The sequence below is a fragment of the Paludisphaera sp. genome, from assembly GCF_037189885.1.
In the GTDB taxonomy this organism is placed as follows: Bacteria; Planctomycetota; Planctomycetia; order Isosphaerales; family Isosphaeraceae; genus Paludisphaera.
The window spans coordinates 34,475-47,265 of record NZ_JBBCIR010000073.1 but is presented as its reverse complement, the minus strand read 5'-3'; the positions used below and the strand labels follow the sequence as shown (position 1 = coordinate 47,265).

Genomic DNA, 12,791 nt, shown 5'->3' with positions numbered 1-12,791 from the left:
TCGGCGCTCATGGCTCGCGTCTCCGGTGGACGAGGATCGTTGACACCCCCATTCACCGGGACGCGGGCCCTAACTTTCAACCCCCCAACCACTTCCCCTCGCCTCACGCCCCCCGTCCGGTGGAGTTAAGTGAGGACTGTCCCCATTCTACATCGATTTCGCCGCCGATTTCGGTTGCGATGACGTCTACACGGTTGAGGATTTCTGCTTCGGGTGCAACACGACGGCAAAATGCCGCCAGAAGGAGGTCGTGTCGCTCCTCGTCAGCAGAGCATCTTCCTAGACTCTCGCGGAAATTGTCAGAGCAGATATGACTGACGAACCCTTCGACGTTCAGGCACTTGCCATGAAAGTATCGTTTTATTTCTTCGCGACCGCGTGCGGGTAGAGATTGAATCTGTCTAAGCGAGTCGGTCGCTAGGGATGGTAGTGCCTCGTCTAGTAAGCGGGCAGCCATCGCCGCCCGCGCTTGATTCCGCTTGAAGAAGAGACTCCCTCCTCCAATTGTCACGATAGCTGCGCTGGCGACCCCGCCACTCAATAATCGACGTCGATTTATAGACATGATTTGACTTGCCCCCCAGCGGGTGGTGCCAACTGCGAAGGATGAGATTCCTCATCCGCGCTTTGATGCAACCAAAATTATAGGGGCTGAGTCGGCGTGTCAAATGGAAAATGAGAACAGGTCGGGTGGGCTGGCCATAAACCTGGCATGTGATCAGGCAAGCATGATTAAATTGTGTTTAGAACGGATGGGGCGAGAACGTAAGACCTCGTGTCCCAATGGAGGTCCCGCCGGGCCCCCGGCCTCGCCCCTTCAAGGGGCGAGGCCGGAGGATGTCGGGCCCGGCGGGGGGTCGCGGTCGGTGGTGTACGGTCGGTCGAGCGGCTCGATTCGATTCGGGTCGAATCAGGCGGCGATGATCCACTTCTTGATGCGGCCGACTTCCTCGGCCCAGTTCTGGCTCGTCTTGCGCGAGCGGTAGGCGTCGAAGAGGAGGTCGAGGGTCTGGGCGAAGTGGCGCAGGCCGTCGACGCGGGCGCACTTGGCCTCGTAGGGCTCCAGCCGTTCCTCGGGCTTGGGGAGCTGCGCGCCGGAGACGGCCAGGCTCTCGGCCTGGATGGTCATCTCATACTGCGCCCCGTGGCGCACGAGGATCAGCCCGGCCTTGCGCGGGAGCTTGCCCGACTGGAGGGCCCGGAAGGCCTCGGGGAGGCGCGTGGGGGAGTCGTCGGTGAGGCTGTCGCGGCCGGTCTCGCCGCGGGGGCAGTCCAGGGTCAGCGTCTTGGCGACCATCACGGCGACGTCGGAGCCGTCGGCCAGCGGGATGGTGTCGCTCTCGTTCTGGAGCTGGTGCCAGAGCCAGACCAGGAACTCGTTGCCGAGGTGGTCGAGCATGTTCGGGGCCTTCTCGGCCCAGGCGACGGTGGAGAGCTGGTCGCCGCTGTCGCCGCCGTAGAGGTTGAGCGAGCCCTCGCCCAGCTTGGCGACGACGCGGTCGGACTCGGCGATGGACTCGTGCTCGCCGACGGCCAGCGAGCCGGCCGTGATCGGCTCCAGCGGGCGGTCGAACGTCTCGCGGAACAGCGCCGTGGCGCGCTCGACGACGGTGGAGCTGTTCGACCCGACGTAGAGGACTTCCTCGCGGGCGTCCCAGAGGATCGGGTAGTGGTTGCGGCGACGGAAGCGGCCGTCGGCGGCCTCGGCCTCGGCGCGGGCCTTGGCGGCCTCCTTCGCCTCCTGCTTCTGGGCCCTCGTCGCCGTGCCGCTGGGGTTCAGCGCGGCGCGGGCGTCGATCTCGATCTGCGTGTAGGCCCGCAGGAGCGAGCCGGGGACCTTGTCGACGTCGATCCGGATGGCCGCGTGAAGCGCGTCGTTGATGAAGTTCTTGGCGTAGTCGAAGGTTACGTCCAGGACGTGGCCGCCGCCGGCCCACCCCGTGCTGACGCCGTCTGCGGGATCGGCCGGGCTGTGCTTGCCGATCTTGTGGCTTTCGAGCAGGGCGAGCGTCTCCTCCGAGAACGGCAGCGGCGACGGGCCGCCGACGCGGAAGCGCGTGAAGGTCATTCGTCCGTTCAGGAAGCCCATCCTCGTCCTCCTCCTCGATGGCCCGGCCGGGCGGAACTCGCCCGACCGCGGACCCGGTATCCGCCGGGTTCCCTAGAGATCGGACGCCGGAGGAGGAGGCTTCACCCCGTCGGGCCCGCCGCGGCCATCGACCTTGACGGCGCGGCGGGGTCGGTCCGGTCAGGAGAAGTTGACGAACTGGAGAGGATATTTCGGCCCGTTCTCCTTGAGGTGGGCGATCACGGCCTGGAGGTCGTCGATCTTCTTGGCCGTCACGCGGACCTTGTCGTCCATGATCTGGGCCTGCACCTTGATCTTCATCTGCTTGATGTCCTTGACGATCTTCCGCGCGTCGTCGGTCTCGATGCCGGAGTGGATCTTCACGGTCTCGCGGACGGAGTCGTGCGTCGCCTCCTCGATCTTGCCGCGCACCAGCGCGTTCACCGGCACGCCGCGCTTGGCCATCTTCTCCTTGAGCACCTGGATCACCGTCTCGAGCTGGGCGTTGTGGTCGGCGGTGATCTTCAGGGACTCGTCCTGCTTGTTGTACTCGATGGCCGCCCTGGTCCCCTTGAAGTCGTACCGCACGGCGCACTCGTGCTGGGCCTGCGTGACGGCGTTGTGCATCTCGACCTGGTTGATCTCGCTGACCACGTCGAACGAATGATTGTCGGCCACGGCGATCCGGCTCCCTGGTGTCGGTCGTGCGTCCCTCTCGCGCGAGGGTTAACCCTTAACCGATACCAGCCGGCGCGTCGCTGGACAAGCCGATCCGTCCCCGAGGGGCGTGCAACGACGCGGCCGCTAGACGTCCAGGCGATCGAGGAACTCCAACTCTTCGAGCAGCCGGTCGGTCCGGGCCTCAAGGGCGGCGACCTCGGCCGCGTAGGCGAGACGGGCTCGCGTGCGGGTCAGGTCGCGGATGAGCCGGTGACGAGTGGAGTCTCGCGGTTCGGGGCCGGCCGAGAGGATATCGACGATCTTCTCGGCCTGATCTCCCCAGAGACGCGCCGGGTCGACGGCCAGACCGAGGCATTCGCCGCAGGAACGCCGAATCCGACGCTCGCGCTCGGTGAGGAGGGGGACGGCGTAGCTCAAGCACCCGCCGACGATGCCGATGAGCGCCGAGGCGGACATGACCCTCGTCGCGATCCTTCCCAAGTCGTCGAGCGGTTCGCCCATCAGTGAATGGATGGCGGGGACGAGCAGCAAGACGCCCGAGAGTGTCAGGAGCGCGAACAGGCCGCGCATGTAGGCCATGATCACGGACGCACGATCGATTGAAGTGAGAGGCAACGCCTGAAGGACTTTTCCGTCGTCCCGAAACAGCACGGGCTCGCACGCCCACGCCCGGGGAGCCTGGGGCTTCACATAGAAGGACTCCCGCGGGTAGAGCGGCATCAGGTTGACCGTGGTGAACACCGTCACGATCCGCGTCCCATCGACGATCTTGACCCGGCCGAAGGCGTCCCTGTCAATCTTGAAGTCGAAGAGCATTCGCCAACCTCTCGTCCGAATCGTCGCGGTTCACACCGCTCCCAGCACCGTCGCCGCGATCATGACCGCCATGCCGACCAGCAGCGGGGGGGCGACGATCGCGACGAGTCGGCGGCCGGATTCGTCGGAAAGTCGCGCGCAGACGACGACGACCGCGGCGGCGGGGCTCATGGTCCGGCCGAAGTGGGCGCCGAGCGAGGCCAGCGTCCCGATGCGGACCGGGTCGAGCCCGAGGGCGTCGGCGACCGGGACGAAGAACTCCATGATCGCCACCGCCGGCGCGATGCCGCTGCCGCCGATGACCGCCAGGCCCCACGGCAGGACGGCCGACGCCATCGGCGCCAGCGCGGGTCGCTCGGCCAGCGCCTCCACGACGACCCGGATCAGCCCGCTTCGGCGGATGCCCTCGGCGAAGGTCGACGCCGCGACGATCAGCGAGATGACGTGCGTGTAGGCGTAGCCCGCCCCCTCGAAGAATTCCGGGGCGAGCTTCGAGCCGGATCGCGGAACCGCCAGCCACGACAGCATGACGCCGATGAGCATCGCCGCCAGGATCTTCGAGGGCCCGACGAACTCCGCCAGCGGCGACGCCGCGCCCAGCACGCCGTCGGCGAACAGGACGGCCAGCGGGGCGATGGGGACGGCGGCCTTGAACAGGTTGACGCGGGGCTCGCTTAGGACGGGGCCGAGGACCGGCGCTTGCTCGGCGGCCCGCGACCGTCGCCGGGCGAGGAGCCAGAAGACGAGCAGCGCCGAGCCGCAGGCCGTGAAGTTAAGCGGGGCCTGACGCGAGACCACCTCGTGCCCCGGCAGCCCGGTCAGCTCCGAGAGCTTGCGCATCTCGACCGCGCCGGGGTTGAACAGTTCCCCCCCCATCGAGGCCCCCAGCAGCAGCGTCGCGCCCGCCGTCGCGGCGTCCACCCCCCCCGCGCGGAGCAGCGGGATCAGGATGGGGCCGAGCACGGCGGCGGTCCCGGACTGGCTCACGATGGTCGTGTTGACCAGGTAGCCCGCCGCGACGCCCCCCGGCACCAGCAGCGCGGGGGCGAGCCGCAACGGCCGCGTGAGCAGCCGGACCATCTCGCGATCACAGCCGGTGACTCGCAGGACGAAGGCGAACCCCATCGCCGAGCCGATCGGCACGATCGTCGCCGGGTTGGACATCTCCGCGACGAGCTTCGCCAGCATCTCCACCATCCCCGCCGCCCCGTCGGCCGCGAACAGCGCCGTCGCCCCCAGCAGGAGCGTCAGGCGCACGTCGACCCGCATCGCGATCAGCGCGACGACCGCGACGAGATCCAGGACGGCCAACCAGGCGAGAGGGGTCATGGGCGGGGCTCGATCGATCGCGCGACTGGGGGAGGTTGCGGACGATCGATCATGCGACGTGGGAGTCGTCGATGCAAGGGGCGGGGTCAGGGCGCGATCGCCCCCGGCGGGTCCGACTCGGTGGTCGCTCGCCGCTCGCGGTCCCGCCTCAGCATGTCCCGCATGATGGCCTCGACCGTGGCACCCACGCGAAAGTTGGTCGTCCGCGCCAGGCGATCGAGGGCGTCGGCCAGGTCGACGATGAGCCCATGATAGGCCGCCTCGTCAAGCACGGCCAGCGTGCCGAGGACGCGCAAGCCGCGGTCGCGGGCTTCCTTGACGGCGTCTCTATCGTCCATGAGGACCGCGTCGGCCCTGGCCTCCACGGCCAGCGCGATGGCCTCGCGCTCGCCGAGGCCTAGGCCATCGGCCTCGATCGGCGCGCCCGGCGTGGACTCTTCCAGCCAGGTCGGGCGATCGACGAGCCAATCGCGCACGGCGGCGGGTGTACGAGGCCGCGTCAGCTCCGCCAGCACGGCGGGGGGGACCAGGATTCGCCGGAAGAGGACCGGGAGGCAATCGCCGAGGCCGATGAGGATCAAGTACCGGAGCGGCGAGGCATCACAGACGACGAGCATCACCGCCCTCGTCGAAAGAAAGTTCGCTGTTCCTCGAACTCCTCCATCGAGAGATCGGCATCGACGCCGTACCGTTTCAGGAGGCCGTCGGCCTCGTAGTCGTCCAGGCCGAGCGCCGTCGCCAGTTGATGCCTAGTGATCCTCGCCTCGCGATACAACTCGACGAGGAGGGCTTCCTTGGCCTTGGCGGCCAGGTCGGTTCCCGCAGCCAGGTCCGTGATCGTTCGGGGAAGTTCGAAGCTGACGGTCATGGCGTGTCTCCCGGCGGGTGATCGCTCGGCCGGCTTACGAGATGAGAGCCCGCTTCGATTCTACAGCCACCTCGCCGCCATCGCGTCGAAGAACGGGCCGAGGTCCACGTTGCCGCCGGAGAGGATCGCGCCGACGCGACGGCCTTCCAGATCGAGCCGGCGCTCCAGGAGCGGGGCGACGACGACGGCGCTGGAGGGCTCGACGACGATTTTGAGGCGTTCCCACAGGAAGCGGAGGGCGTCGACGATGCCGGCCTCGCTGGCGGTCTCGATGCGGTCGACGAGGCGGGAGATCACGGCGAAGGGGCGTTCGCCCAGGCTGGTGCGCAGGCCGTCGGCGATGGTGTGGGGGTCGCCGGAGGGTTCGACCTTGCCGGAGATCAGCGAGCGCCTGGCGTCGTCGGCGCGCTCGGGCTCGACGCCGATCACCAGCGTTTGGGGCGACCGCGCCTTGACGGCGATCGCCGTCCCCGAGATCAGCCCGCCGCCGCCGACCGGAACGACCACGGCGTCGAGCGGACCGGCCTGGTCGAGCAACTCCCACGCGGCGGTGGCCTGGCCGGCGATCACGTCCCAGTAGTCGAACGGGTGGATCAGCGTCAGGCCCTTCTCGGCGATCTCCTCGGCGACGGCGGCCTCGCGCGCGGCGAGGGTGGGCTCGCACAGGCGGATCGTCGCGCCGTAGCCGGTCATCGCCGCCTGCTTGATCGCCGGGGCGGTCCGAGGGACCACCACCGTCACCGGGATTCCCAGCAGCGACCCGGCCAACGCCAGCGCCTGGCCGTGGTTGCCGGACGAGTGGGTCACGACCCCCCTGCCCTTCGCCTCGTCGTCCAGTTGCAAGAGCGCGTTCATCGCGCCCCGGAACTTGAACGCGCCGACGCGCTGGAGGTTCTCGCACTTCAGGTGGACGGCGCAGCCCGCTCGGGAGTCGAGCGTCCGCGAGGTGATGACTGGGGTGACGTGGGCCCAGGGGGCGAGGCGCTTCGCGGCCTCGCGCACCTGGGGCTCGCCGATAGGGATGTCGATCGGATCAATACTCATGGCGCTCGCCGGAGTCGTCGCCGGTCGCCGGCGGGGTCAGTGGGGCGGCCTGGTGGAAGACGCGGTCGGCGTCTTCCCGGCGGACGCGGGCGACGGCGTCGTCCAGGCTCATGACGCCTAGGTCGCCGGCCTGGCGGTCGCGGTAGGCGACGGAGCCGGCCTCGGCCTCCTTGGCACCGACGACGAACATCACCGGCACCTTCTGGAGCTGGGCGTCGCGGATCTTGGCGCCGATCTTCTCGGGGCGGTGGTCCATCGTCGCGCGGACGCCGGCCTCGGTCAGCCGTTTCAGGACCGTCTCGGCGTAGTCGGCCGCCTTGTCGGAGATGGGGAGGACGCGGACCTGTTCGGGCGCCAGCCAGAGCGGGAAGGCCCCGGCGAAGTGCTCGATCAGGATCCCCATGAACCGCTCCATGCTGCCGAACGGGGCGCGGTGGATCATGACCGGCGTGTGCGGCTGGTTGTCGGCGCCGACGTACTCCAGGCCGAACCGCTCGGGCAGGACGTAGTCGAGCTGCACCGTGCCGAGCTGCCACTGCCGGCCGATGCAGTCGCGGACGATGAAGTCGGCCTTGGGCCCGTAGAAGGCCGCCTCGCCGGCCGCCTCCTCGTAGGGGAGCTTCATCTCGTCGAGCACGGAGCGGATGTCGTCCTCGGCGCGGCGCCAGGTGTCGCCGGCGGCGCCCTGGTACTTGGGGTCCTCGGGGTCGTGCTTGGAGAGGCGGAGTTTGTAGTCGGTCAGGCCCAGCGAGTTCAGGACGAACTGGGTCAGCTCCATAGTCGAGCGGAACTCGCCGCGGACCTGGTCGTGGGTGCAGAACAGGTGGGCGTCGTCCTGGGTGAAGCCGCGTACTCGGGTCATCCCGGACAGCTCGCCCGACTGCTCATAACGGTAGACCGTCCCGAACTCGGCGAGCCGCAGCGGGAGGTCGCGATAGCTCCTCGGCTGGGCGGCGAAGATCTGGATGTGGTGCGGGCAGTTCATCGGCTTGAGGAGGTATTCCTCGAACTCGCAGGTCTGTTCGAGGTAGCCGATCCGCTCCGCGACGCTCATCTCGAAGTACGGGCGGGTGAACTTCGTCTCCGACGACGGGTCGGGGAGCCGCTCCGGGATGCCGGCCTTGCCCAGCAGCACGCGCTGGGCGTCGTCGTCCAGGTTCCCGGCGACGAGGCCGTCGAGCAGCTCCTTCGCGGAGGCGTCGGCGGGCATCTTCAGGGTCGGGAACTGGGAGTCCTTGTAGTAAGGATAGTGGCCGCTGGTCTTGTAGAGGTCGACCTTGCCGATGTGCGGCGTGTAGACGGGCTGGTAGCCGCGCTTGACCAGCTCGTCCTTGAGGAAGGTCTCGAGCAGGCCGCGGACGATGGCGCCCTTCGGCATCCAGAGGATCAGCCCGGGGCCGACGAGCGGCGAGATGGTGAACAGCCCCAGCTCCTTGCCCAGCCGCCGGTGGTCGCGCTTGCGGGCCTCCTCGACCTGCGCGATGTAGGCGTCCAGCTCCTTCTTGTCGAAGAAGGCGGTGCCGTAGAGGCGCTGGAGCATGGGGCGGTCGGTGCGGCCCTTCCAGTACGACCCGGCGATGGAGAGGAGCTTGAACGCGCCGACCTTGCCGGCGTGGGGGATATGGGGGCCGCGGCAGAGGTCGACGAACTCCCCCTGGCGGTAGAAGCTGAGGACGCCGTACTTCGCCAGCTCCTCGTCGATGTGCTCCACCTTGAGGGTCTGCCCCAGGTCGCCCACGAACGCGCGAGCCTGGTCGACGGGGAGGCTGAACCGCTCGAAGGGCTCGGCCTCCTTGGTGATCTTGCCCATCTCGGCCTCGATCGCCGGGAAGTCGTCCTCGGAGATGGAGCGGCCGTCGACCTCCATGTCGTAGTAGAAGCCGTTGCCGGTGGTCGGGCCGAAGGCGAGCCGGACGCCGGGGAAGAGCCTCATCACCGCGCGGGCCATGATGTGGGCCGTGCTATGGCGGAGGACGTCGAGCGCCTCGCGGTCGCGCGAGGTCAGCAGCCGCAGCTCCACGGGAGCCTCGCCGTTGTCGATCGGCAGGTCGAGGTCGACGATCGTCCCGTCGACGACGGCGGCCACGGCGGCGTCCGCCAGCCTCTTGCCGATCCCCGCCGCGACCTCGCGGGCGCTGGTCCCCTCGGGATAATCCTTGACCGACCCGTCCGGCAGCTTGATCTGGAGCATCTTCGGCCGTTCTCTCCGTCCCCGACGCCTTCCCTCGCACGCCCTGTCAAGCCTCCCAGGGTATCCGACGCCCGGCCGGATGCCAACGTCAAGGGAGATACGAGGTAAGGCCCCGGCCCGAAGCCCCGCCGAACCGTCATCCCGCCAGGATCTCGTCGGGCGTCTCGGCCCGAATGCCGGCGAACGGCCGGAAGTCCTGGACGTTATACGTCAGGAGCCTGTCGACCCCGTGGACCAGCATCGCCGCGACGAGCCGGGCGTCGTGCGCCTTCTTGCCGACGATGCCCGCCGTCGCGACCAGGCCCTTCCATGCCGGGTAGATCGCGGGAGAGTCGTCGAGGAGGATGAAAAGGGTCTGGAAGCGCTGAATGTCGGACAGGACCCGCGCCGGCGACCGGCCGAGCCCATTGACCGCGATCGGGCGAGTCGCCACGACCCAGAATTCATAGAGGCTCTGGGGCACGAGGAAAGGACGCCGGCCCTCCGACGCGATTCGAGCCAACGCCCCCGACGTGGCCGCGTGCATCGGATGGCCGGGCTCGACGAGCCTGGTGAGGATGTTAGTGTCGAGCAGGTGGCTCACTCGCCGCAACCCTCGTAAATGGACTCGCGGTCATCGGCGATGGTCAGGCTACGAACCGGCTGGGTAGCGATGAAGTCGTTAAGTCTCGCGACCCATTCTCCGTCGGTCTCCCCGCGCACCTCGTAAATCGCTTCCCGGTCATCACGCACTTTCCCCACGCGTACTCCCTGACTCGCGATCCAGGCGTTGAGCCGGGAGATCCATTGCTCGGTCGCCCTGGCGGGCTCGGTCGAAGCCGGGGGGGCGGGGTGCTGTTCGCGGAGGCTGGCGACGATCGTCCGCAGGCCCTCGATAACCGAGGCGGGGAGGCCGGTGACATCGAGGAACTGGGGGGATGGCGCGTGAACGGGGTGGTCGACCTCGGTGCTCATGGATCGCTCCGGTCGAAGGGGGGCGGCTCGGGGTCGATACTATCAAACTTAATTATAAGGACCCCTCCGGCCGGCGAGCGTTCGCGAGCGGTCACGGCGACAGCCGCTCGATCGCCCAGGCGACCCCTTCCTTGCGATAGCGGAGTCGGTCGTGCAGGCGGCTGGGGCGGCCCTGCCAGAACTCGACGGCCTCGGGAAGGATGCGGAACCCGCCCCAGTAGCCCGGGCGCGGGACGGCGGACCCGGCGAACTTCGCCTCGAACTCGAGGAACCGCTGCTCCAGGAACTCGCGGTTGGGGACCACCTGCGATTGCCGCGACGCCCACGCGCCGATCCGCGACGCCTCCGGGCGAATCTGGAAGTAGGCCTCGGACTCCTCGGCCGACACCTTTTCGACGGGGCCTTCGATCGCCACCTGCCGCTCCAGCTCCCTCCAGAAGAACAGCATCGCGGCGCGGGGGTTGGCGGCCAGGTCGCGGCCCTTGCGGCTCTCGTAGTTCGTGTAGAAGGTGAGCCCGCGCGGGTCGCAGCCCTTCAAGAGGACGATCCGCGCCGAGGGGCGGCCGTCGGGCGTGGCGGTGGCGAGGGTCGCGGCGTTGGCCTCCAGCGTGTCGACCGCCAGGGCGTCGGCGAACCAGCGCTCGAACTGGCGGATCGGGTCGGGGTCGACGTCCTTCTCGTCGAGGGCGTGGCGGGCGTAGTCGCGGCGGATGTCTGCGAGGCTCATCGGCTATGCTGCTTTCCCGGATTCTCGGGGGTTGGCGAGAGGATGCGGGCGACGTTCATCATCGCCCGCGCGGTGTGGTAGTTCGCCTTCCACTGGCTGGCCTTGGCGCCGTCTCCCCGCAAGCGGCCGTCCCGCTCGGCCTCGGCGAACCATCCGCCGTGCTCGGGGTCGAGCATGTGGCGCTCGATGAACCGCCACTGCTCGGCCAGGGCGCGGGCGTAGCGGTCGGTCTCGCGGCCGAAGCGATGGTCCATCACGGCGAGGGCGTTCAGGCCCTCGGCCTGGGTCCACCAGACCTTGGTGAAGTCGTGGGAGCCGGCGGCGAAGGCGTCCCCCTTGTCGTTGAAGCCGCCGTGGCGCTCGTCCCATCCCCAGTCCAGGGCGTGGTCCATCAGGCTCCGGGCGACCTCCCACGTCCTGGCGTCGTCGGGCATGTGGAGCGTCTCGGCGGCCTCGACCAGCAGGTAGGCCGTCTCGACGTCGTGGCCGAACGAGTCGTGCGCGGGGATCGCCCGCCAGTCTCGGGTGAGGTAGAGGTTGAGCGCGCCGGGCTCCACGGCGATCCGGTCGCGGACCAGTCGCAACGCCTCCTCCAGCCGCTCGCGGACGATCGGCCGGTCGTCGACCTTCGCCAACTCCGCGAGGGCCTCCAGGATGTGGATGTGGCTGTTCATCGTCTTGAAGCCGTAATACACGCCCAGACGATCCTGACGCGCCGCGACGGGGGCCGCGGGATCATACGTCTTGATGGCCGTGCCGTCGCGGCGGATGCCTTCGAACCATCCGCCGTGCTCGGCGTCGTGGGCGTGGGCCTCGAGCCAGTCGAAGGCGTCGCGCGCGACCTTGAGCGCCCGGTCGTCGCCGGCGACCGCCCGGACCTTCGCCGCGGCGTAGATGACGAACGCCGTGCCGTAGACGTGCTTCTCGTCGCCGAGCTTCGGGTCGAGCTTGCCGTCGGGGCCGAGGATCCAGTGGAAGCCCCCCTGCTCCGCGTCGCGCATCGTCTCGTCGAGGTACGCCAGGCCGTGGCGGGCGTACCTCAGGGACTCGTCCCGGCGCGACGGGTCGAACTCGGCGTAGGCGGCGGCGGTCCAGGTCATGCGCGACTGGTAGACCAGCGACCGCTCGCGATCCGGCCCGATCGACCAATCTCGGGCGATGTCCTGATGAAACCCGCCGCGATCGTCGACGGCCGCCGGATACCAGCGGCCCATCTCGTCGGCCAGCAGCGACCGGAGGCGCTCGGCCGTTGGCGCGGTCGCGGGCCCCTCGGCGCGAGCCGGGATCGCGAACGATCCCAGCGCCGCCACGATCGCCAAGCATGCCCGCGGCGTCGCAATCCCCATCGACATCCTCCCCGGCCGCCTCGCGAGAATGGCGGCCCTCCTCGCGATTATCGCCGGGGTCGCGAGGGCGGGCAATGGCTTTGTTCGCGCGCCAGGACGGGACTTGGTTTTGATGTAACCATATTATCTGTCAAAAATTTATGTCCAAGCGAAGTTGGCTTCGTTCGTCGTTTTCGAAGGTGGTTTTTCGCTCGACGCCTCGTGGACCGGGCCCGCGGCGAGGGCCGTCGGATTCTCGGGAATCGCGCGGTCCACGGTCCGCGCGGCTGGCGAATCAAGTTTAACGAACGTGCAACGCTCGTCCCCTCGCCCCGCGGGAGAGGGTGGCCCGAAGGGCCGGGTGAGGGTCGTCGGATTTCGGGGATGGCACCGGCCACGTTGACCGTGAACCGACGCGATCTCCGAAGCGTCATGACCCTCGCCCGCCGCTGGCGCGGCCGCCCTCTCCCTGCGGGAGAGGGGACGAAAGCGGGCCGGGTGGGGGGCATGGAGGCTTGTCGTCGGAGACCGCCTGGGGCTTCCTCGCGCGATCGCCCGTCGTGCTCGTCTGCTTCCGGGATGTCAAGGAACGCCGTCATCGAACTCCTAACCATGATCAGCGGCGGGGTCGGCGGGGTTTCAGGTTTCTCGGAATTTTCTCCGGCGACGCCCGCCGGCTTGTCAACGGCGAGGGGGGGCGGTTAGCCTGAGTGGGTCCCGCGCCGTCGTCGACGCGGCGAGGAGCATTCGGGACGGATGCCGGGCGACGGCCCGGCGGCATCAGGAGG

General features: G+C 68.6%; 12 protein-coding genes. All 12 read right to left on the bottom strand.

Going from position 1 to position 12,791, the window contains the following annotated elements:
• Nucleotides 1-910: 910 nt before the first annotated feature.
• The 12 genes from WG209_RS20080 to WG209_RS20025 all read right to left on the bottom strand — a co-directional run bounded on the left by WG209_RS20080 (nucleotide 911) and on the right by WG209_RS20025 (nucleotide 12,024).
• Complete coding sequence (locus tag WG209_RS20080) at nucleotides 911-2,089, bottom strand: hypothetical protein (protein ID WP_337176873.1); 1,179 nt, start codon at nucleotides 2,087-2,089, stop codon at nucleotides 911-913.
• A gap of 159 nt (nucleotides 2,090-2,248) precedes the next feature.
• Nucleotides 2,249-2,746 carry a YajQ family cyclic di-GMP-binding protein gene (locus tag WG209_RS20075; RefSeq protein WP_337176872.1) on the bottom strand — a complete coding sequence of 166 codons (498 nt, stop codon included), beginning with the start codon at nucleotides 2,744-2,746 and terminating at the stop codon, nucleotides 2,249-2,251.
• Between the two features lie 126 nt (nucleotides 2,747-2,872).
• A complete protein-coding gene (locus WG209_RS20070) occupies nucleotides 2,873-3,496 on the bottom strand; it encodes a hypothetical protein (protein WP_337176871.1) in 624 nt (207 codons plus the stop codon).
• Nucleotides 3,497-3,595: 99 nt separating this feature from the next.
• The gene (gene dcuC, locus WG209_RS20065) at nucleotides 3,596-4,894 is read right to left on the bottom strand and encodes a C4-dicarboxylate transporter DcuC (protein WP_337176870.1); all 1,299 of its coding nucleotides are present in this window, start codon (nucleotides 4,892-4,894) and stop codon (nucleotides 3,596-3,598) included.
• Nucleotides 4,895-4,980: 86 nt separating this feature from the next.
• The gene (locus WG209_RS20060) at nucleotides 4,981-5,511 is read right to left on the bottom strand and encodes a hypothetical protein (protein WP_337176869.1); all 531 of its coding nucleotides are present in this window, start codon (nucleotides 5,509-5,511) and stop codon (nucleotides 4,981-4,983) included.
• On the bottom strand, nucleotides 5,511-5,762 hold the full coding sequence (locus tag WG209_RS20055; protein WP_337176868.1) for a UPF0175 family protein: 252 nt from the start codon (nucleotides 5,760-5,762) through the stop codon (nucleotides 5,511-5,513). The genes WG209_RS20060 and WG209_RS20055 overlap by 1 nt, the downstream gene beginning before the upstream one ends.
• A 60-nt stretch (nucleotides 5,763-5,822) precedes the next feature.
• On the bottom strand, nucleotides 5,823-6,806 hold the full coding sequence (locus WG209_RS20050) for a threonine/serine dehydratase (protein WP_337176867.1): 984 nt from the start codon (nucleotides 6,804-6,806) through the stop codon (nucleotides 5,823-5,825).
• Nucleotides 6,796-8,997, bottom strand: coding sequence for a threonine--tRNA ligase (gene thrS, locus WG209_RS20045; RefSeq protein WP_337176866.1), 2,202 nt, complete (start codon nucleotides 8,995-8,997; stop codon nucleotides 6,796-6,798). Before thrS ends, WG209_RS20050 begins: the two co-directional genes overlap by 11 nt.
• Nucleotides 8,998-9,133: 136 nt before the next feature.
• The gene (locus tag WG209_RS20040) at nucleotides 9,134-9,580 is read right to left on the bottom strand and encodes a PIN domain-containing protein (protein WP_337176865.1); all 447 of its coding nucleotides are present in this window, start codon (nucleotides 9,578-9,580) and stop codon (nucleotides 9,134-9,136) included.
• Nucleotides 9,577-9,951 carry a hypothetical protein gene (locus WG209_RS20035; protein WP_337176864.1) on the bottom strand — a complete coding sequence of 125 codons (375 nt, stop codon included), beginning with the start codon at nucleotides 9,949-9,951 and terminating at the stop codon, nucleotides 9,577-9,579. The genes WG209_RS20040 and WG209_RS20035 overlap by 4 nt, the downstream gene beginning before the upstream one ends.
• 91 nt (nucleotides 9,952-10,042) lie before the next feature.
• A complete protein-coding gene (gene pdxH, locus WG209_RS20030) occupies nucleotides 10,043-10,678 on the bottom strand; it encodes a pyridoxamine 5'-phosphate oxidase (protein WP_337176863.1) in 636 nt (211 codons plus the stop codon).
• A complete protein-coding gene (locus tag WG209_RS20025; RefSeq protein WP_337176862.1) occupies nucleotides 10,675-12,024 on the bottom strand; it encodes an AGE family epimerase/isomerase in 1,350 nt (449 codons plus the stop codon). Before WG209_RS20025 ends, pdxH begins: the two co-directional genes overlap by 4 nt.
• Nucleotides 12,025-12,791 lie beyond the last annotated feature (767 nt).

Coding starts and splice junctions, on each gene's coding strand:
- WG209_RS20080 (WP_337176873.1), bottom strand. CDS start 2,089: ATGGGCTTCCTGAACGGACGAATGACCTTCACGCGCTTCCGCGTCGGC.
- dcuC (WP_337176870.1), bottom strand. CDS start 4,894: ATGACCCCTCTCGCCTGGTTGGCCGTCCTGGATCTCGTCGCGGTCGTC.
- WG209_RS20060 (WP_337176869.1), bottom strand. CDS start 5,511: ATGCTCGTCGTCTGTGATGCCTCGCCGCTCCGGTACTTGATCCTCATC.
- WG209_RS20055 (WP_337176868.1), bottom strand. CDS start 5,762: ATGACCGTCAGCTTCGAACTTCCCCGAACGATCACGGACCTGGCTGCG.
- WG209_RS20050 (WP_337176867.1), bottom strand. CDS start 6,806: ATGAGTATTGATCCGATCGACATCCCTATCGGCGAGCCCCAGGTGCGC.
- thrS (WP_337176866.1), bottom strand. CDS start 8,997: ATGCTCCAGATCAAGCTGCCGGACGGGTCGGTCAAGGATTATCCCGAG.
- WG209_RS20035 (WP_337176864.1), bottom strand. CDS start 9,951: ATGAGCACCGAGGTCGACCACCCCGTTCACGCGCCATCCCCCCAGTTC.
- pdxH (WP_337176863.1), bottom strand. CDS start 10,678: ATGAGCCTCGCAGACATCCGCCGCGACTACGCCCGCCACGCCCTCGAC.
- WG209_RS20025 (WP_337176862.1), bottom strand. CDS start 12,024: ATGGGGATTGCGACGCCGCGGGCATGCTTGGCGATCGTGGCGGCGCTG.